Source organism: Ignavibacteria bacterium (assembly GCA_041649015.1).
GTDB lineage: Bacteria > Bacteroidota > Ignavibacteria > Tepidaquicellales > Tepidaquicellaceae > CAIKZJ01.
Window position 1 is genome coordinate 130440 of the sequence record JBAZNU010000005.1, and the last position, 20552, is coordinate 150991.

Below are 20552 nucleotides of genomic sequence, written 5' to 3' on the forward strand. Positions count from 1 at the left end.
CATATTAATTGAAGAAATTAGGACAACTCATATTAAACCTTAAAGAATATTTGATACTTTCTGTTCTTATTATTTTTTCTCTGGCTTTTATTTTCTCAAACGATAACACTCAAATAAGGTTCTTACGTGCAATTGCTGTCGGGATGTTTGGCACAGTACAAAGCGGTATCTCATCCATTCCTAACGTTTTCGAACTTCAAGAAGAAAATAAAATACTGAGAGAGAATAATATCAGACTCTCAAATGATGTCGCTAATCTCAAAGAAGCAAGACTTGAAAATATCCGACTGTCTAAACTTCTTTCTTTCAAGGAATCCTCAGGACTGGGTCTGGTAAGTGCAAAGATTGTTAACAAATCTGTTTTCCAGACTCGAAATACAATAACGATTAATGCAGGTGAAGGAGATAGCTTGAACCTGAACATGCCGGTTATTACTGATGCAGGGCTTGTTGGCAGAATTGTTTCTATGAGTAAGAACTACTCAATAGCCCAGATTCTTTACAACAAGGATTTGAGAATTACCGTCAAAGTTCAGCGCAGCAGAGTAGATGGAATTCTTCAGTTTGATGGAGTGACAGCATTAAATATAACTAATGTGCCTAAAACCGCCGATGTGCAGATTGGCGATGTTATTATTACATCCGAATATAGCAATCTGTTTCCTTCAGGTATTCCGGTAGGAACAGTAACTGAAACAGGAAATCTGGATAATCTTTTTATGAAGATTGTAATACAGCCGCTTGTAAATTTTAATACTCTCGAAAACGTTTTCGTTCTTAAGTCCTACCCGAACAAGGAAAAGTATTTACTGGAAAAAACTTATAATCCTGGACGAAAATGAATCTCGATTATAAAGTTTTACTAAAATACACAGGGATACTAATAATTATTGTCTTTATTCAAAAGACTTTTATCAATTACATTGCTTTGTCAGATTTTAACATTATACCTGACCTCGTTATAATTGCGATTGCTTACATTGGAGCAAAAGAAGGTAAAATTCAGGGGATGTTATTCGGATTTTTCACCGGTCTTCTTGTCGATATTTTAAGCGGTTCTTTCTTCGGCCTTTCGGCACTATCATACTCACTCGCAGCATTTATTGCCGGATTCTTTAGAACTGAAAATGATAAGTTTATTTACAAGTGGTATTTTATGATTACCGTTTTCTCTTCTTCCTTGGTTGCGAATATTATTTATTTTAGCTTTTATTTTCAGGGAACACCACTGAATTTTACATTTGTACTGCTTAGTTATGTTATGACATCATCGACTTATACCACCCTTATCAGTTTTATATACACTATAATTCCTCGAAAGAAAGAAATTGACAGGAGATTTATAAGTGAATCGTGATACAAAACTATACATCGTGTTAAGTGTATTACTTGTTGCATCTCTTGCACTGGTTGTAAGACTGGTTCAGCTTCAGGTTGTTGAACAAAAGGAATACGGAAAAGAATCTGATAAGAACTCGATTAAGAAAATTACTGAAATCCCGGCTCGAGGATTAATGTTTGACAGGATGGGTAAAATCATAGTTGATAACAGACCTGCTTATACTTTAACGATAACTCCATTTCAGTTCGATAAAAATCTTACAGAAGAGGTTGCATCTTTAGTTGGGATTGAAACCGAAGAGATTAAGCAGCAGCTCTCCAAAGCTAAGGGAACAAACAGGTTCAATCCGGTTATTATTAAGAGAGATTTAGATTTTAAAACAATTTCTTTTATTGAAGAAAATCGTGACAGATTAAAAGGTGTAGGGTATCAGGTTCAGTCACTCCGTTCTTATCCCAACAAATTCAGAGGCTCTCATATTTTTGGATATAATTCTGAAATTTCTGAAAAGCAGCTTGCTGCTTCAACTGAGGGTTATTACAGGCAGGGAGACCTTGTTGGTACTGCAGGTCTTGAGAGAACTTATGAAAAATATCTACGAGGTGAAAAAGGAAGTAGATTAATTTCCGTTGATGTTAATGGTAAAGAAGTTAGCCAGTATAATGACGGATATAGTGATGTCAAACCGGTAAATGGTTCTGACCTTTACACTACTATTGATTCTGATTTACAAGAGTACGCCGAGAAACTATTCTCCAACAGAAGAGGAGCAATCATAGCACTCGACCCAAGAACGGGAGAGGTACTTTGCCTAGTGTCAAAACCTGACTATGATTTAAATGTATTCTCAGGAGCTCCTGATGCCAAAGATGTAAGCAGTTTATTTAACAATCCTGATAAGCCCTTATTTAATCGGGTTACTCAAACGAAATATCCCCCAGGTTCTACCTGGAAAATGATGATGGCGCTTGCAGGTATGGGTTCTAAGAAAATCACAACAACATCTACAATCAGCTGCCCGGGTTCTTTTATGTACGGTAATAGGAACTTTGAAGATCACGGAAGCTATGGAGCAATAAGTGTTACAAGAGCTATTGAAGTTTCTTCTAACGTGTTCTTTTATAAGCTCGGTCTTATGCTCGGAATCAAGGATTATCACGATTATTCTGAAATGTTTGGTTTTGGTAACCGTACGGGGATTGACTTGCCAAATGAAACGAGAGGATTGTTACCCTCCGAAGATTATTTTAACAAAGTTTATGGTGTTAACAAATGGTCGCAAGGACTACTAGTTAGTCTTGGTATCGGACAAGGTGAACTTGGTGTATCACCCGTTCAAATGGTCAGTTACACAGCCGCTATTTGTATGGATGGGCAGTATATACAACCACACATTGTTAGAAAAATTTATAATTCATCCACCAATCAGGAATATCCTCTTGAATTCAAAAAAAGACAAATTGACCTGCAGCAAAGTTATTTTGATGCAGTTAAAAAAGGAATGTTTCTCGTTGTGAATGGTAATGGTACAGCTAAGAATATTAAAAACGATGATTATCTTCTTGCCGGTAAAACAGGAACTGCACAGAATACTAAAGGTGCTAATCATTCATGGTTTGTAGGATATGCACCCTATGACAATCCAAAGATAGCAATATGTGTACTTGGAGAAAATGCAGGTTGGGGAGCACAGGTAGCTGCTCCAATCGCTGGTGCAATTATGGTTAGGTTTTTGAGTGGTAATACAGTCGATGTTTTTATTGAAGGCAGCAGTACGGAGGCTTACGATTAATGGAGAGAAGAATCTTTGAAAGATTTGATATTACACTGTTCCTGGCTATTGTTGCTCTGATAATTATCGGAATATTCGCAATATTTAGTGCAACTCAAAGTAATCCTGTAACTGCTGATTATTACCTTAAACAAATGACTTTCGCAATCATTGGACTTGTAATGGTTGTTGTTGTCTCATTCGTTCCGCCCAGATATATTTCCAGTATAAGTTACTATTTATACGGATTCTCGCTGGTTCTTTTAGTCCTTGTTTTGATATTTGGAAAAACAATAAACGGGAATAAGAGTTGGTTTTATATTGCTGGTTTCGGTATTCAACCCTCTGAATTTGCTAAGGTAGCAACAGTTCTGGCAATAGCAAATTTTTTCTATAAGGGAGATGAAGATAATCTAAAGATTATTCCTTTCGATATTTTTAAAGCGCTAATGTTCGTTTTAATTCCAGCAGTGTTGGTAAAACTGGAAAATGATACAGGTACAACGCTGGTAATGCTTTCTTTCTTTATTCCCATGTTCTTTTGGGCAGGTGTATCACCATTTCTTTTATACGCTGTCATTACTCCTGTTTTTGCAGTCGTGCTTGCCTTTATAAACTTTTATTTCTTTGTTGCTTATTGTATCGTAATATTAATATCATTGTTCTTTTTTAAAAAGCACTGGATACAATCATTAATCGTAATTGTACTTAATATTATTTCGGGTTTGTCCGTAAGTTATCTTTTCTCAAAACTGCAGCCATATCAACAGAACAGAATTAAAGCTGTCTTTGATCCATCGTCTGATCCTCTCGGAAGCGGATATAACGTTATTCAATCAAAAGTCGCTATCGGGTCAGGAGGATTATGGGGCAAAGGTTATATGCAGGGCTCTCAAACCCAGCTTAGATTTATTCCCGAACAATGGACGGATTTTATATTTTGTATGGTAGGTGAAGAATTTGGATTCTTTGGAACAATGGTTATACTCATTCTGTTTATTATTGTAATATTCAGAATGCTAAACAATGCTTATTACTCGAAGAACAGATTTTTGAGTCTTGCTTGTATTGGATTCGGTTCAATCTTTTTCTTTCACATGTTTATTAATATTGGTATGACAATTGGAATCACTCCCGTTATTGGTATACCGCTTCCTTTGGTCAGCAATGGAGTTTCATCATTGCTTTCTTTTCTCTTGATGGTTGGGATAGCAATGAATACTTATAGGCATAAGGATATATTTCTATGATGTACAAAGATAAACTTTCAAAGTTAATAAAAGAGTCCAAATCAAATCTTGTCATAGGCCTTGACACTGATTACGAAAAAATTCCAACTGTATTTAGAAGCGCAAAGAATCCAATACTCGAATTCAACCTTCGTATCATTGAAGCAACGTCAAAGTATTGTGCGGGTTATAAAATTAATCTAGCTTTCTATGAAGCTTCGGGAATTAAAGGTATAGAGGCTCTTGAAGAAACAGTAAAAACAATTCCTCAGAATTTGATAAAAATATGTGATGCAAAAAGAGGAGATATTGGTAATACAGCGGAACTTTATGCCAGAGCTTATTTAGATAACCTAAATTTTGATTCTATTACTGTATCCCCTTATATGGGACATGACTCCGTTCTTCCGTTTCTTAAAAGAAAAGAAAAATTTGTCTATTTGCTTGTAAGAACTTCCAACAAGGGTGCGGAAGATTTCCAAGCACTAAAGTCCGGCAATAAAGAATTTTTTGATATAGTTGCTACTAAAGCACTGACTTGGTCAAAAAATCAGATAGGGTACGTTATCGGTGCTAATCATTATAATGAAATCAAGAGATATTCGTCAACAAAAGAGAATATACCTTTATTAATTCCCGGTATTGGAGCTCAGGGAAACGACCTTGAGACTCTTATGATGAATTTATGCAATGATTTGTTTTTAATAAACTCAAGCCGATCGATTATTTTCGCAGGACATTCAGATGATTCGGAATCTGTTTATATGCATAAAGTAAGTGAGCAGGCAAATTTACTAAATGATTTGATTAATCTTCTCAGGAAAAACCGCACAAAATAAACCCAATTTATCAATTGACTTTTGTTAATAAACTTTATAAAATATTCAATATTTACACAACTATTTTATAAACTTTTTAACTTACATTATGAGAAAATCTATAATTCTATTTTGTTTTATGGCATTGATTGCCGGCACTGCTACGTCACAGACCAATTCAGTCGCATTGAAGAGCGGTACGGGTACTCCTATAAGCCAGCATAGTAGCATACAGGAAGCATATAATGCTATTCCCGGACCGTTAACACAGGCATATTTAATAGAGATATTGACTGTCTATGACGGCTCTATGGAAGTACTACCCATCACATTTGGTCTAAAAGATGGGGCGAGTGCATCTAATACAATAACATTAAGACCCGCAGCCGGTAATACGGGCGAGGTTATAACAGGTACATCATCTACCGGTATAATGATTCTTAATGATGCTGATTATATAATTATTGACGGAAGACCCGGAGGTGTCGGAAGTGTACCTGATTTGAAATTTGTTAATTTAGCCACCTCAGGAACAAATGCACATACAATTCAATTATTAAACAGCGCCTCTTATAACGTTATAAAATATGTTCACGCTGTTAACAATACTCAAAGTACTGCTGGACCAAGAACTATTGTCATAGGAACTACAACTACTACCGGGAATTCAAACAACCAGATTAGGTATTGTAAAGTGGAAGGTGGCAGAAGCGGTATTGGTATTGCCGGTACGACTACTGCACCAAATGACAGTACAACTATTTCCAATTGCGAAATTTATGACTGGGGTTATGCGGGTATTTGGTTCGTTTCAGCTACTGCAAACACTAATGTAGATTCTTGTAAAATTTATCAAACTGTCGGTGTTAACAATACCATTGTCTCTGGTATTATTGCACCTACATTTGCAGGCTGTACGTACAATTTTAGAAAAAACTGGATCTACAATTTACAATCAACATCAACTTCAACATCAACTGCTATAAGAGGAATTTACTTTTCAGCTCCGGCAGCAGGTTCTATTTTAAACATTGAGAATAATATGATATCATTGCCGCTTGATAATCAAAATGCAGCTACCCACACCGGAATAGAATTGTTAGGTTCGACGAATGCATATACGGCAAATGTTTATTACAATACTGCAAGAATCGGTGGTGTACATACAGGAGGTACAGTGGGCAATACAACTTCTGCAGCTATAAGGGTGAGTTCTGCTGTTATAACCTTGAACATGAAAAACAACATTGCAATTAATATGAGAACAGGCGGTAATATTAATCATGTTGGATTTGCTTTGTTAAACTCAGGTGCAGCTTTAAATATCGACAACAATTGTTATTATTCGGCAACCGGTCCAAACAACTACCATGCATATTGGTTGACAACAGGATATAATACTCTTGCGGACTACAAAACCGCAGCAACACCAAACGATCAGAATTCAGTTTTTTACGACGTGAATTTTGTTTCAACAACAGATTTACATGTAACCGGCAGTTCATTGGGAAATACTAATCTTGCAGGTACCCCTATTGTTGGTATCACAACAGATTTTGATAATGACCTCAGGAATACTGTGGTACCTTATAAAGGAGCTGATGAAGGTAACGTTCCTCTGTCCGTAACCTCGAATCCTTCGGTAATAACAAGATATGATTTATCGCAGAATTATCCAAATCCTTTTAATCCTACAACGAATATAAAATTTGCAATTCCGAAAAGCGGACATGTTTCATTAAAGGTATATGATATAATTGGAAGGGAAATGGTTTCTCTAATAAACGAAAATCTCGAGTCCGGGGAGTATGAGGTAGCCTTAAACGGAAGTAACTTAAACAGCGGTGTTTATTTCTATCAGTTAAAAGCAGGAAACTTTGTTAGTACAAAAAGAATGATGTTAATCAAATAAACATGTATTAATTCGAATTTCAAATTAAAAAGCCGGAATTCACCGGCTTTTTAAAAAATATATAAATTGGTTAATTAGCTGATTAAACTCATTATTTCCTTATTATTAAACAGATAAAATTATTTGCTTTATATAGTGAAACAAAATAGATACATTTTCGTTATATTAATTAAAGACTTGTTTCAAATTAATATTTGAAGGGGAGTTAAAATGAAAACATTAATTCTTTTAATCGTATTTGCATTACTGCCGCTGTTTGCGGTAAATGCTCAGAATGAAAAAGTTATAGATCCGAATACAAAGCAGACATATACTGTTGAGTGGAAGGATATTACTTGTCCTGATTGCCAGGGTTGGGGCTGGATATTAGGTGAAGGGTTTAAATATAATGCACCTCCATCTTTTACCGGTAATGGTACAAATCGCCCGGTTAATCAAAGAGGTGTATCGAATACCGGAGTTGATAAGTACAAATGCATGAGTTGCAACGGGACAGGGAAAATTCAAGTTAAGTATTATAAGCACACTTTATAATATTTTAGGAAATAGTATTTTTTAGCATTAAAGCCGATAACTTATTGTCTGAGTTATCGGCATTTTTATTTATTTGACTTATTCCATCTTAACTTTTCCCCTTATAATTTTTACCTCGGAATACATAAATGCTATAAATTATTCTTGTTTTTAGATAACTAAATATCACATAAGTTTGTCCTAGTATCATCATTCGTTCTAATTATATGATATTATAGCTGTTTAGAGCACATTCTTGACAGAAAGTATGATGGATTTTAGTCAAAATAAATTTATTTCCATATCGCAAGCATATCGCAAGCATATCGCAGGCATATCGCAGGCACACATAAAAAATCTACTATTGGAGGTATTTGGATGATCATAAGACGATTCTTATATGAATATCTTATATTTTTCGACGAAAATTCCTCTGTTACATAAAATGTTTGATTTTGAAAGAGAATCTGACGCTCACCTTAAAGAGAGCAGCAACTAGTGTTTCTTTTTATACAGTCAAATTTTGGCATTTTTAACACTGTTAATGTATCATTTATATAGATTATTCACAGGTTTTATTGTATTTTTAACGATGCAAAAATTTGGGATAAGATTTCTTATATTATTTTTTATTTGTATAACTATATATGGCTGGGGATTTTTCGGGCATAAGATAATTAATCAAAAATCAATATATTCATTTCCCGGAGTCATGAGTACCTTTTACTGGTGGTCCGATTCATTATCGAAGCATGGTTCTGATGCAGATTACAGGAAAAGTACTGATCCGTCAGAAAGTCCAAGACATTACATTGATATAGATAATTATTCAGGATTTCTTTCTAATGGCAGGATACCGCAATCTTTGGATTCACTTATTTCGATTTATGGAATTAATTTTGTGATTGATAATGGAACGTTGCCTTTTGCGATTATTGCAGCAACAGATTCCGTAAAAAAGTATTTTATACAGCATAATTGGCAAATGGCAATGTTAAAAGCAGCAGATTTAGGACATTACATTGCAGATGCTCACAATCCACTGCATATTACAAGAAACTATAACGGCCAATATACGAATCAAACCGGTGTTCACAGCCGTTACGAAACACAAATGATTAATGCAGATACAAGCAGGCTTATTTATTCGGGAGATACAAGCGGATATATTTCTAATGTCAACGAATTTGTATTCGGATTTATATACAGCAATTATAAATACGTAGACTCACTTTTAAAAGCAGATAGTATATCTTATTCAATTGCCGGAAATTATGGTTCAGCTTATTTACAACAGCTCTGGAACAGAACTGGTAATTTTACAATAAAGATGTTTAAGAACGCATCGAGCTATCTCGCAAGGTTGATATATACAGCCTGGATTAATGCAGGAAGTCCCTTACCCACTAATATAACCAATTATGAAAGTGAGGCGGGGGGGTATTATTTGTATCAGAACTATCCTAATCCATTCAATCCGATTACCACAATATCGTTTGCAATTCCAAAGAGTATGCATGTTAATATTAGCATATATGATGCATCAGGTAGATTAACAGGTAATTTACTTAATGAACAAAAGAGCAAAGGTAGTTACACGATTAATTTTAACGCTTCAAACTTATCGAGCGGGATTTATTTCTATAAACTGACGACTGAAAATTTTGCAGCTGTAAAGAAAATGGTTTTAACAAAATAGTCATTACCGAGAGAAAGAGTAATTAATAAAAGAATTACGTATGAAATTTTGAAATTCTAAATCAAGAAAATTGTTTAATATTAAAATTAATAAATAAAGAATTCATGTACAAATTAATATTATTTCTGCTAATAGTAGCAAATGTAAGTTGGGCTCAATTATATCAGGGACCAGCATCCGGTTCTGTTCCAAATGGTGTTATTGTCTCAACCGGTGATCAAATGTATAATATTGGAGGCGAGAAACTTTCTCCTTATGTAAGAAAAAAGGTAAGAAATAAAATTAATTTTACACCATATCAAGACTATTTGAATAGTGTAGCACCAAAAGCACCGGAAGGTTCGAATTATATGAATGATCCTTTAATAGGTATACAAAATGATAGTCCTGAACCGACGGTATTCAAAAGTTTTCAGGGATTTAATGATCCAGGAAGTTATATTCCGCCAGATTTATACTTAGCAGCAGGTCCAAATCACATAATCGGAACTGATAACGGAAGAATAAGAATATGGGATAAAAATGGGAATTTACTGAAAAACTTATCAGCAGATGCCTGGTTTTCATCTACTTTAAACGGAGCAAGTGCTTTCGACCCGAAAATACTTTATGACCATTTTAGCAAACGTTGGATTATGGTATGGCTTGACCAGGATGATGCTACATCAAGGGGGTATTATCTTGTTTCTGTATCGGCAGATTCGATACCACTTGGCACATGGTACAATTACGCATTACCATCAACCGTAAATGGTTCAACACCTTCCGGCAGCTGGGGAGACTATCAGGGTGTAGGTTTTGATAATGAGGCAATATATCTGACATCGAATCAGTTTGCGTTCGGTGGTAATTTCCAGGGTACAAAGATAAGAATTATACCAAAATCTGAAATATATGCAAACAATGCCGGTCCAGTTAACTGGAAAGATATTTGGGATATAAGAGAACCAAATAGTTTTGCAAGAACATTTGGAGCGAGACCGACAATTATGTACTCTCCCTCAACAGATTATTACATATTGGTAAATTCTCCTTTTAATACTGGAACATTTGTTACATTATACAAAATTTCAAATCCTATAACGAATCCGGTTATGACAGCCGTTAACGTACCGGTAACCTCTTACACAGGTCCACCAAATGCAGGTCAACTTGGAGGCGGAACGATGTTAATAGAAGCAGGGGGTGTAAGCTTTAAGTATGAGCCAATTTTTAAAGATGGATTTCTTTGGGCTGTACATTCTGTCAGGAATTCTTCATTTACATCATATTCGAGTGTCAGATACTTGAAAATAAATACTTCGACTAATGAGAGCGTCGAAGATGTAGCAATGGGAGCTAATGGTTACTGGCATTTCTATCCTGCATTATCCGTGGATAAGGATAATAATATTGCAATAACTTATTCACGTTCTGGAAATACAGAGTACATAGGTGCATTTTATACATCCCGCTTAAACAGTGATCCGCCAGGATTAAGCGGAAGCAAATTAATACAAGAAGGTAAGTCTAATTATGTAAAGGATTTTGGAAGCGAAAGAAACAGATGGGGTGATTACTCAGGAATCTGGAGAGACCCGACTGACCAGAATAATTTCTGGTTATTGACTCAGTATGCAGATACTCAAATAAATACCTGGGCTGGATGGGTATCAGGAATAAGGCTGATTCCTTTTTCAGGTTCAAAATTATTCACAAGTAAAGATTCTCTTGATTTTGGAGTCAGAGAAGTTTCTTATCCGTCTGATACAGTTTCATTATCGGTAACTTCTCAAGGACAGGATACACTTTCTATAAGTAGTATTCAATTACCAAATTCACAATTTCAACTTCTTTCGAGTGTTAGTTTTCCAATAAAACTTGGATATAATCAGACTACTGAATTAAAATTCAGATTTACTCCATCGGTAGCAGCAGTTGTTCGTGACTCTATGACAATATTTAGTAACGATTCTCAAATCCCACAACGGAAAATTTTGCTTTTTGCTAAGGGATTTTTCATAAACTCTGCAACAGCGGGTACGATTTATGGAATTACGGGTAATCAATCTAACGGAGCATTTATCAATATTGATAAATCAACCGGTACAGGTTCATTAATAGGAATTTCAGGATACTCGGACATTACTTCTATTAGTATTCGTCCATCTGATAATATAATTTTTGGAATATCTGCAGGATCAATAACAAGCAGATTATTTAGAATAAACTCAACACTTGGAGATGCTTATCCTTACATTGATATTCCTATAAGCGGAGTAAGAGCAATAGCATTTGATACAAATAATGATTTATACTGTGCTATACCGAGTGGTTATTTGTATAAGTATAACATTCAGACTAATGACACACAATTAGTGGGGAATACATCAATATCAAACCTATACGCGATCACTATTAATCCGATTAACGGACAAATGTGGGGAGTATCGGCAAATAACAAAATTTATAAAATAAATAAAAATACTGCGGCTTCTGTACAGATAGGTGTTCCCGGATTCTCAATTACACCGAGTATTACTTTTAATTATCAGGGCAAATTATATGGGACATCGGGAATCGGAGCCTCATTCGGAATATTGATCCAATATGATACTTCAACGGGTGCAGCAACTCAGATAGGTTCAACAGGTTATAAAGCTCTCAATTCAATTTCTATATCACAACAAACAGTTGGAATTCAAAATATTTCGTCAGAGATACCAAAATTATTCAGTTTGAAACAAAATTTTCCAAATCCATTTAATCCAATTACTAATATTATATTTGATCTCCCCAAAAACAGTAATGTTAAACTGGCTGTGTATGACGCACTTGGAAGGGAACTATCAGTTCTTGTTAATGAGAACCTGAATGCGGGAACTTACAACTATAAGTACGATGCAAGTAATGTATCCAGCGGTGTGTATTTTTACAGGATACTTGCCGGTGATTACAACTCTGTTAAAAGGATGGTTGTTTTAAAATAAAGATTATAGAATTAACAAGCCCGATAACAAAATATTGGGCTATTATATCTCTGTATGAATTTAGCAATTTTCGATTTGATATTTCAAAGATTATGGTTTTAATTAATCAAGTTTTTCATTAACTTAATCAAACATTACTCATACATTTGGAAACAAGGATAACTGAAGTCAGAAATAAATCGGATCTTAAAAAGTTTGTTAAATTTCCTTTGAAGTTGTATAAGGATTGCAAACAATTTGTGCCACCGTTATTATTTGACGAAATTAATACATTTACTAAAACCAAGAATCCTGCGTATGATTATTGCGAAGCCAGATTATGGCTTGCTTATCAGGATGATAAGATTGTGGGCAGGATAGCGGGTATAATCAACAATAAGTTTATCAAGTTATGGAATAAAAAAGCAATTAGGTTTGGCTTTATAGATTTTATAGATGATGAGTCGGTTTCATTGGCTCTATTGAATGAAGTAATTCAATGGGGAAAAGAAAAAGAATTGAACATAATACATGGACCATTGGGCTTCACTGATATGGATTATGAGGGAACGCTGATAGAGGGATTTGATGAAGTTGGAACACTTGCAACTATTTACAATTACGATTATTACCCCAGACATTTTGAAAGAATGGGTTTTACAAAAGAAGTTGACTGGGTTGAGTTCGAAATAAAAGTACCCGATTCAATCCCGGAAAAAGCGGACAGAATAGCAAAGATTGTTCAGCAAAAACTAAAAATTCGTGTACTTGAAGCAAAGTCTAAAAAAGATCTCTTACCATACGGGGAACAACTATTCGAAACGATTAACGAATCCTATAAGAATTTATTTGGATTCGTACCGCTTTCAGAAAAACAGATACAATATTACATAAAGCAATATTTCGGCTTTGTGAATCCAGATTATTTAAAAATAATAGTTGATACAGAGAATAAACTTCAGGGATTTGTAATCGGGATGCCATCACTTACAAGAGCATTGCAAAAATCGAAAGGAAGGTTATTACCATTTGGTTTTATTCATATTCTTAAAGCTTTGAGCAAATCAAATAAATACGTTGACCTATATTTGGGTGCAATCAAACCGGAACTACAAGGAAAAGGAGCAGATGCACTCCTAATGACAGAAATAACCAGATCATGCATTAAAAACAAAGTAATATCGGCGGAGAGCAACATTGAGCTTGAAACGAATTTACTCGTACAGAGTCACTGGAAATATTTTGATTCGAGACAGCACAAAAGGAGGAGATGTTTTACCAAGGAAATAAACAATGATTCCCTGAATACAAGTATTAATTAATATTACTTGTAATAATAATATTTACTTATTATATTTAATTAAGTTAAACTTAAAAAATTATAATTATGAAAAAACTATTTGTACTATTTTCGTTGGTAGCACTGTTTTTCATTACTGAAATTGCAATGACACAAACGTTATATTTCTGTGAAGGTGTTACCGATGCCGGATATCCAAAAGGAGAGAGCAGCACTTTCAATATCCCAAGGAATGGAGGCTATTTTTATTTTCTTGTTCGGTTGCCATACACAGTAGAGTGCTCTGAAGTTTACTATGATATATATGATGTTTATAGTGATTATACTGAAAGTTTTAACACAACCATTACTCAGGATGGTATATCCTACGACTGGGTTTGGTTTTGGAAGAAAGTTACATTCTACACACCGGGTTATTACCATGTTTATGTAAGGGACTGTTACGGTACTACTCTTGCTTCCTCATACTTAACTATAAATTTTAAATAGTCGTATTTAGGGCTTTAGAAATAAAGCCCTTTTTTTATCTATCTACCTTTTTTAGATCTAATAAATTAACTATTTCAGTATGAATAAATTTACTGTTTTTGTGTTACTATCATTAGCTTTGTCTTTTTCAAATATTATCGCACAACCCAAGACAGATACCTTATTAAAAATGGGTTGGACACCTCAGGGTAGTTTAGGTGTTAATCTAAGTCAATTTGCTTTTGAAAACTGGACACAAGGAGGAGAGAATTCAATATCATTATCGTCAATTGGTAATTTTGGGTATTACTACAGACATCCCGGTTGGTTTTTATCGAACAGGTTAAAGGCTGCTTATGGATTTTCGAAGACCAAAGACAGGTTCTATACAACAGATAATGAACTCAGGCTTGAAAATGTTCTTATAAAAGAATTCGGGTGGAAATTAAATCCATATTTTAGTAATGAAGTAAGAACAGTAATAGCGAATGGTTATGATTATTCAATTAATCCAGAGCAGCAAATTAGCGCATTCTTTGACCCAGGCTATATAAATCAATCTTTAGGCTTTATTTATGATCAAAAGCATTTTAATACACGTCTCGGCATTGGTCTTCAGGAGACCTTTACAAACAGATTCAATTCATATAGTGATGATATTAATACTACTGACATTGAGAAGTTTAAAATAGAAACCGGTATTGAGTCAGTATCAGAGGCAAACTATGAATTTATGAAAAACATGATGTATACAGGAAGACTTAGGTTGTTTTCAAGGTTAAACTCGCTTGATGTCTGGGATGTGAATTGGGATAATATAATAACAGCAAAAGTTAACGATTTTATAAATGTTAATTTTAACTTTAATTTTATATATCAGAAAGATCAATCGTTAAAGGCACAGTATAAGGAAATCCTCTCGTTAGGATTTTCGTATGTGATATTTTAAGTATTTGAGTTGTATTAAATTAATAAGGGGTTTTCAAATTCCTTATTGATTTCAAGGTGAAAGCCTATCAATTATCCACGTTGAGTTTTGAAGTCTGTATCTGACCCTATCGTGTAACCTATTTTTTCTTCCCTGCCAGAATTCGAAATAATGGGGTATTAGTCTATAACCGCCCCAATAGGGTGGTAAAGGAATGTCTTTGCTATGAAACTTGGAGAGATACAAAAAGAATTTTTTAATAATCGTCATTCGGCTTTCGATTACCGTGCTTTGATTCGAAGCCCATGCCCCAACTTTGCTTTTGAAAGGTCTTGTCTTGAAGTATTCAAAAGATTCGGTCTCTGAAATTTTATCCACTTTACCTTCAATTCTAATTTGACGTTCGAGTTCGGGCCAGAAAAAAAGTATTGAAGCAAATTTATTTTCTTGTAATTCTTTCCCCTTTCGGCTTTCGTAGTTGGTGTAGAAGTAAAATCCCTCTTCATCATAACCTTTCATGAGCAGAGTTCTGAGAGAAGGTTTTGCGTTTATATCAGCAGTTCCCAGAACGAATGCAGTTGGTTCGAGTATATCGGATTTTAGAATTTCATTAAACCAATCCTCAAATTGCTGAAACGGATTCAAATTGACATCCTTTGTATCGAGTGATTTTTTGCTGTAGTTCTTTCTTATATCCTGAAGTTTCTTTTTGTCAATCATAATATTAATAGCTTAGACCGTATCCAAATTTATAATTATCAGTAATTGTGACTGGCAGTTTACCTTTTGGATTAATTTCTCCTGCTATTGATTTTATTGCTGCATCAATAACGGATTTACTATCACCATAAGCTGCGATATACCCTGAAATATTTTCAAAGTTAGAAAGTAAGTATGGATTTCCAAACGAAATTACAACAACCTTTTTACCATATACATCAGTTAGTTGCTTAATAAATTCAGCATGAGAATTATTCATTCCTACAGTTCCTGTTTTCATCTTTACTTTTATAAACAAAGGGATGATAATGTAATCATAATCACTAAAATTCTTAAAGGTTGCTTCAGGATTTGATATGTCGTTGTCTATTATTTTGATAACAGGTGATGTACCGCTTTTACTCTTAATTTTGCTATAAATTTCATCATAAAAATACTGTGCATTTTCTGGTTCCTTGCCTGTGAACATAGATAGGATAAGGCAATTGTTGAACGAATTATTTTTAGACAATGGAAGAACATTTTGGTTTCTAACAAGGGTTATTGACTCTTCGGCAATTTTATCTGATAATTTTTGTGCTTCCTGATTGTTAATATTATTCAACACCTCATCTTCATTGACATATTTGTTATCATTAAGCTTTAACCATTCTTTTGCATCAAGAATTTTCTTTACAGAAATATCAATTCTTTCTTCTGAGATATCACCTTTTTTAACTGCGTCTACTATTGCATCGATCGTTTTCTTTTCTCCCTGAGGCATAAGGATTAAGTCAATACCTGCTTTTACGCACCTTATTGCTACTTCTTTAGCATTAAAGTGTTTTGTTACACCTTCCATGTTAAGAGCATCTGTTATGACAAGCCCTTTGAATCCGAGCTTTTCAATAAGTAAACCATTAATTATTTCCTGTGAAAGGGTAGCAGGTATAAAAGGGGTTTTATCAAGAGCAGGGAATGAAATATGAGCGACCATTACTGATTTTACACCAGATTTAATAGCACTGACAAAAGGTACGAGTTCAACTTCATTCATTCTCTGCATGTCATTGCTGATTTCCGGGAGGTCATTGTGTGTATCGATATCAGTATCACCATGACCAGGGAAGTGTTTTGCAGTTGCTATTACTTTTCCATCCTGTAAGCCACGAATCATAGCATCACCCATAACACTTACAAGATTAGGGTCTTCACCAAATGAACGGACGTTTATAATCGGGTTCAGAGGATTATTATTTACATCAACGACAGGGGAGTAATTCTGATGAACACCAAGTGCTCTGCATTCCTTTGCTATTAGCAAGCCCATTTGATAAGCAAGGTCCGGATTTCGAGTAGCTCCGATACCCATATTATTGGGATAGAGCGAACCATCTTCCAGTCTCATCGCGGTTCCTCTTTCGAAATCCTGAGAAATTAAAAGAGGAGTTTCGCTAAGAGTTTGAAGTTTATTAATAAGTTTGGCTTCTTCAAGTGCTCTGCCTTTAAAGAAAATAATGCCCCCAACTTTTTCATTTTCGATAAGATTACTTAGTCTTTTAAAATTGTTATCATTATTACCACTATAATATCCATCAGAATATGTTATAATCATTTGGGCAATCTTTTCCCTAAGAGTCATTTCCTTCATTCGCATATCAGTCCAAGTAAAATTTTCAGAATATAAATTGTTTAAATTGGATTCAGTAATAGTATTAATCAATGTGAAGAACAATACAAGAATTAGGAAAGTCTTTTTCATTTTTTAATTACTTATTAGCTTCTTTTTCAATTTTTGTGTTCATATTAGTAAAGTACTTCATAATCTCCATAGGTAAAGGTATTATCATAGTAGAAGTTTTTTCAGCTGCAATTTCAGTCATAACCTGCAAATATCTCAACTGCATGGCATTAGAATTACCTCCTAATATACGTGCAGCTTCTGACAGTTTAGTGGCTGAAAGAAATTCACCTTCTGAGTTAATAATCTTTGCTCTTTTATCGCGTTCTGCTTCTGCTTGACGTCCCATTGCACGGATAAGTTCCTGAGGCAGGTCAACATTCTTTAATTCAACATTCATGACCTGAATTCCCCATGGTTCAGTTTCACGGTCAATTATTTCCTTCAGCTTTGCATTTATCATATCTCTATGTGAAAGAAGCTCATCAAGGTCGCTTTGTCCAAGAACTGATCTTAATGTTGTTTGCGATACGAGTGAAGATGCGTAAAGATAATCTTCAACCTGAATGATTGCTTTTTCAGGATTAGCTACTCTAAGGTAAACAACAGCATTAACTTTTACGCTAACATTATCCCTCGTAATGATATCCTGAGAAGGCACATCAATGGCTAAAGTACGGAGGCTGATTTTAACCATTTTATCGAGAATTGGTAATAAAATAATTAAGCCAGGTCCTTTAATCTGAGAAAATTTACCAAGTCTGAATATTAAACCTCTCTCATATTCATTCAGAACTCTGAACATTCTTATAAATATTATAAAAAATATAAGTCCAAAGAAAAGAATAAAAATTGTAATTAAAGTATAAAAAGCGCCCATATTATCCTCCTTTAATTTTAAGTTGATACAATGTTGTAATTATAATTTTTAAAATCAACTAATTTATTAATGATAGGTTCACTGGAATCGAATTGCATTAATTCCAGTCTAAATTTAGAAATATTTGGAAGGCTGTGAAGATAACCGCTATAATGTTTGCGGAATTCTCTAACTCCGAGCTTTTCACCTTTGAGTTCTACAGCTAGTTTTAGATGTTCGATGCAAGTATCAATTCTTTCCTGAATACCAGGGAGTGGTTCGTGTGTACCGGTTTTCAAGAAGTATTTTGACTGCCTGAAAATCCATGGATTTGATATTGCTCCCTGTCCAATCATGACAGCATCGGGTTGATAGTTATCGAAAACAAACTTAACATCTTCCGGTGTTTTAATATTTCCATTAAGTATAATAGGAATTTTTACCCCTGCATCCTTTACACGTTTGACCCATTCCCAGTCGGCTTCTCCTTTATTGCCCTGCCCACGAACGCGACAATGAACAGTAAGAGCCTGAATTCCAATATCCTCCATTAACTTTGCAACATCTACAATAACTATATTGTCTTTGTCCCAACCGAGTCGAGTTTTTAGAGTAACGGGTTTGTTGACATTCTTAACTACAGATTCTGCAATGAGTCTCATTCGTGGTAGATCTTTCAGAAGTCCTGCCCCAGCACCTCTCATAGCTACATCTTTTACCCAGCAGCCACAGTTAATGTCAATAAAATCAGGATCAGCCAGTTCTGAAATTTTTGCAGCATCAATCATAGAAGGTATTACTCCACCGAATATTTGAATTCCAACAGGATGTTCTTCCTCGTAGTGAAACAGCTTTGCACGAGCTTTAATTGCGTCACGGATTAGTCCCTCAGAAGAAATAAATTCCGTATATAGCAAGTCAGCCCCAAGACGTTTTGCTATCAATCGAAAAGGAGGTTCAGTAACATCCTCCATCGGAGCGAGAGCTAGTGCGTTTGAAAATATTTTCTGAAAATCATTCATTTTATAAATATATTTAATATTATCGATCAAATAAGTGCAGAATCGTAATATAAAATTCAAACTCAATAAAGCCTGTTTTAATGCTATAATAGCAAAAATTTATATCATAGTTGTATCGCAAGCATACAGAAAAATAGATATAATTATGTAAAAATGGGCATAAAAACCATATTTTCGGATTTAACAGATTTTAGTTATTATTTTATAATAGAATTGTTTATATAAATTTTCCAGGTACCAAAGTCTTTAATAATTTTGAAGTTCTTATATATGGGGGTTGAGTTTGATTTAATAAGCAGGTAATCGACAGGTTTATAGTAATCATCATAATTTATTTGTTTTTCTGTCCATTCGATGTACTGTGGTAAGATATCACGGGAAACATTTCTTTTAATCAGTCCAAAACGGTAATCAATAAGTCCTGTTGTAATTCCTTTTTTCCAAACTGTAAAATACATCGGGAAATGTGCGTATACTTTACTTCCTCGGAAATCATTATCCAGTATAACACCAGCCAGTCTCGAATTGCTGCTATCAGGAAATACATCAGTAGTGAACTCTGATGTTTCGTTTTTGAATTCAAACATATAATCGGAAATGAAAAGAGTATGAATACAAACGATGAAAGGTATTATAATCGCAATAATTTTCTCAAATTTTATGTTACTTTGAATAACTGATGAAATAATTATTATAAGAAGAAAAAAGGGGACTGAATATCTTTCGAATATGATATTTTGTCCGGGGATGACGTCGGGCAGAATAAAAAAGCATAGAAATGTTACAGTAATCAGAATAAAAAGATATTTGAGATTATGATTCATTAGAACCGTTGAGCAACCAAGAATAAAAATTTTAGCTATGAAAATTAATATTATGGGGATTGTTATAAAAAGAGAATAAATAACACCTGTAAATCTTCGTAAAATGAAATAATTATCTACTACAAATAGCACATTAAATCTATTAAAAAATGTATTTAAATAACTTGAGGTATAATAGTTTAACATATAAGGAAATAATGGAGTTGTACCATTTTGGCTATCTATTGAATAAGCATAAATCATTATGACAATTACTGGAACGGTTGAAACAGTATTCAATATGATTTGTTTTAAGGATTTTCTTTGATAGATTATCGTTAGAACTGCGAAGATTAAAACTATAAAGATAGCCATCTGAAAATGTAGAAAGAAGACTAAAATAAACTGAATCCAAATAAAGTACAAATATTTGGATTTATTTAGTACAAAGTAATTATAAAATGAAATGAATATGAAAAAAATAATTGGTAAGGACATCATGTAGCTAACAAATCCCCAGTGGACATTATGATTTATTAGGAACAGGTACGACAAGATTG

The 20552-nt window shown here is 34.2% G+C and carries 17 protein-coding genes; 12 read left to right on the forward strand and 5 right to left on the reverse strand.

The features are described 5' to 3' along the window. Nucleotides 1–8 precede the first annotated feature (8 nt). The 12 genes from mreC (at nt 9) to WC644_09835 (ending at nt 14949) form a co-directional block, all read left to right on the forward strand. Nucleotides 9–842: a rod shape-determining protein MreC gene (gene mreC / locus WC644_09780; GenBank protein MFA5012224.1), complete on the forward strand. Its 834-nt coding sequence runs from the start codon at nt 9–11 to the stop codon at nt 840–842. After that, entirely contained in the window at nt 839–1357 is a 519-nt protein-coding gene (gene mreD, locus WC644_09785) for a rod shape-determining protein MreD (protein MFA5012225.1), read from the forward strand. The genes mreC and mreD overlap by 4 nt, the downstream gene beginning before the upstream one ends. Then, entirely contained in the window at nt 1347–3134 is a 1788-nt protein-coding gene (gene mrdA, locus WC644_09790; protein MFA5012226.1) for a penicillin-binding protein 2, read from the forward strand. Before mreD ends, mrdA begins: the two co-directional genes overlap by 11 nt. Then, complete coding sequence (gene rodA / locus WC644_09795) at nt 3134–4363, forward strand: rod shape-determining protein RodA (protein ID MFA5012227.1); 1230 nt, start codon at nt 3134–3136, stop codon at nt 4361–4363. Before mrdA ends, rodA begins: the two co-directional genes overlap by 1 nt. Continuing rightward, nucleotides 4360–5181, forward strand: coding sequence for an orotidine-5'-phosphate decarboxylase (pyrF, locus tag WC644_09800; protein MFA5012228.1), 822 nt, complete (start codon nt 4360–4362; stop codon nt 5179–5181). Before rodA ends, pyrF begins: the two co-directional genes overlap by 4 nt. Before the next feature lie 88 nt (nt 5182–5269). Continuing rightward, nucleotides 5270–7072 (forward strand): T9SS type A sorting domain-containing protein, encoded by a 1803-nt coding sequence (locus WC644_09805; GenBank protein ID MFA5012229.1) that lies wholly within the window; start codon nt 5270–5272, stop codon nt 7070–7072. A 210-nt stretch (nt 7073–7282) separates the two neighbouring features. Further along, a complete protein-coding gene (locus tag WC644_09810; GenBank protein MFA5012230.1) occupies nt 7283–7606 on the forward strand; it encodes a hypothetical protein in 324 nt (107 codons plus the stop codon). Between the two features lie 691 nt (nt 7607–8297). Next, nucleotides 8298–9284, forward strand: a complete 987-nt coding sequence (locus tag WC644_09815; protein MFA5012231.1) for a T9SS type A sorting domain-containing protein — start codon at nt 8298–8300, stop codon at nt 9282–9284. Between the two features lie 104 nt (nt 9285–9388). Next, complete coding sequence (locus WC644_09820; protein MFA5012232.1) at nt 9389–12253, forward strand: T9SS type A sorting domain-containing protein; 2865 nt, start codon at nt 9389–9391, stop codon at nt 12251–12253. A gap of 239 nt (nt 12254–12492) precedes the next feature. Beyond that, nucleotides 12493–13554, forward strand: a complete 1062-nt coding sequence (locus WC644_09825) for a hypothetical protein (GenBank protein MFA5012233.1) — start codon at nt 12493–12495, stop codon at nt 13552–13554. Nucleotides 13555–13619: 65 nt separating this feature from the next. Continuing rightward, nucleotides 13620–14021 (forward strand): hypothetical protein, encoded by a 402-nt coding sequence (locus WC644_09830; GenBank protein MFA5012234.1) that lies wholly within the window; start codon nt 13620–13622, stop codon nt 14019–14021. A 79-nt stretch (nt 14022–14100) separates the two neighbouring features. Continuing rightward, the gene (locus tag WC644_09835; GenBank protein MFA5012235.1) at nt 14101–14949 is read left to right on the forward strand and encodes a DUF3078 domain-containing protein; all 849 of its coding nucleotides are present in this window, start codon (nt 14101–14103) and stop codon (nt 14947–14949) included. Between the two features lie 51 nt (nt 14950–15000). Here WC644_09835 and pdxH read toward each other — a convergent pair whose 3' ends face one another. The 5 genes from pdxH to WC644_09860 all read right to left on the reverse strand — a co-directional run bounded on the left by pdxH (nt 15001) and on the right by WC644_09860 (nt 19776). Beyond that, a complete protein-coding gene (gene pdxH, locus WC644_09840) occupies nt 15001–15648 on the reverse strand; it encodes a pyridoxamine 5'-phosphate oxidase (protein MFA5012236.1) in 648 nt (215 codons plus the stop codon). A 4-nt stretch (nt 15649–15652) separates the two neighbouring features. After that, entirely contained in the window at nt 15653–17389 is a 1737-nt protein-coding gene (locus WC644_09845; protein ID MFA5012237.1) for a glycoside hydrolase family 3 N-terminal domain-containing protein, read from the reverse strand. 7 nt (nt 17390–17396) lie between these two features. Further along, complete coding sequence (locus tag WC644_09850; GenBank protein ID MFA5012238.1) at nt 17397–18113, reverse strand: slipin family protein; 717 nt, start codon at nt 18111–18113, stop codon at nt 17397–17399. Between the two features lie 92 nt (nt 18114–18205). Then, nucleotides 18206–19189, reverse strand: a complete 984-nt coding sequence (locus WC644_09855; GenBank protein MFA5012239.1) for a tRNA-dihydrouridine synthase — start codon at nt 19187–19189, stop codon at nt 18206–18208. A gap of 197 nt (nt 19190–19386) precedes the next feature. Further along, complete coding sequence (locus tag WC644_09860) at nt 19387–19776, reverse strand: hypothetical protein (GenBank protein ID MFA5012240.1); 390 nt, start codon at nt 19774–19776, stop codon at nt 19387–19389. Between the last annotated feature and the right edge of the window lie 776 nt (nt 19777–20552).

Bases quoted from the DNA above. Each gene is read 5' to 3' on its own strand.
- WC644_09845 (MFA5012237.1), bottom strand. From the start codon at position 17,389: ATGAAAAAGACTTTCCTAATTCTTGTATTGTTCTTCACATTGATTAAT.
- WC644_09815 (MFA5012231.1), top strand. From the start codon at position 8,298: ATGAGTACCTTTTACTGGTGGTCCGATTCATTATCGAAGCATGGTTCT.
- WC644_09820 (MFA5012232.1), top strand. From the start codon at position 9,389: ATGTACAAATTAATATTATTTCTGCTAATAGTAGCAAATGTAAGTTGG.
- WC644_09850 (MFA5012238.1), bottom strand. From the start codon at position 18,113: ATGTTCAGAGTTCTGAATGAATATGAGAGAGGTTTAATATTCAGACTT.
- mreD (MFA5012225.1), top strand. From the start codon at position 839: ATGAATCTCGATTATAAAGTTTTACTAAAATACACAGGGATACTAATA.
- WC644_09810 (MFA5012230.1), top strand. From the start codon at position 7,283: ATGAAAACATTAATTCTTTTAATCGTATTTGCATTACTGCCGCTGTTT.
- rodA (MFA5012227.1), top strand. From the start codon at position 3,134: ATGGAGAGAAGAATCTTTGAAAGATTTGATATTACACTGTTCCTGGCT.
- WC644_09835 (MFA5012235.1), top strand. From the start codon at position 14,101: ATGAATAAATTTACTGTTTTTGTGTTACTATCATTAGCTTTGTCTTTT.
- WC644_09860 (MFA5012240.1), bottom strand. From the start codon at position 19,776: ATGTTTGAATTCAAAAACGAAACATCAGAGTTCACTACTGATGTATTT.
- pdxH (MFA5012236.1), bottom strand. From the start codon at position 15,648: ATGATTGACAAAAAGAAACTTCAGGATATAAGAAAGAACTACAGCAAA.
- WC644_09855 (MFA5012239.1), bottom strand. From the start codon at position 19,189: ATGAATGATTTTCAGAAAATATTTTCAAACGCACTAGCTCTCGCTCCG.
- pyrF (MFA5012228.1), top strand. From the start codon at position 4,360: ATGATGTACAAAGATAAACTTTCAAAGTTAATAAAAGAGTCCAAATCA.
- WC644_09830 (MFA5012234.1), top strand. From the start codon at position 13,620: ATGAAAAAACTATTTGTACTATTTTCGTTGGTAGCACTGTTTTTCATT.
- WC644_09805 (MFA5012229.1), top strand. From the start codon at position 5,270: ATGAGAAAATCTATAATTCTATTTTGTTTTATGGCATTGATTGCCGGC.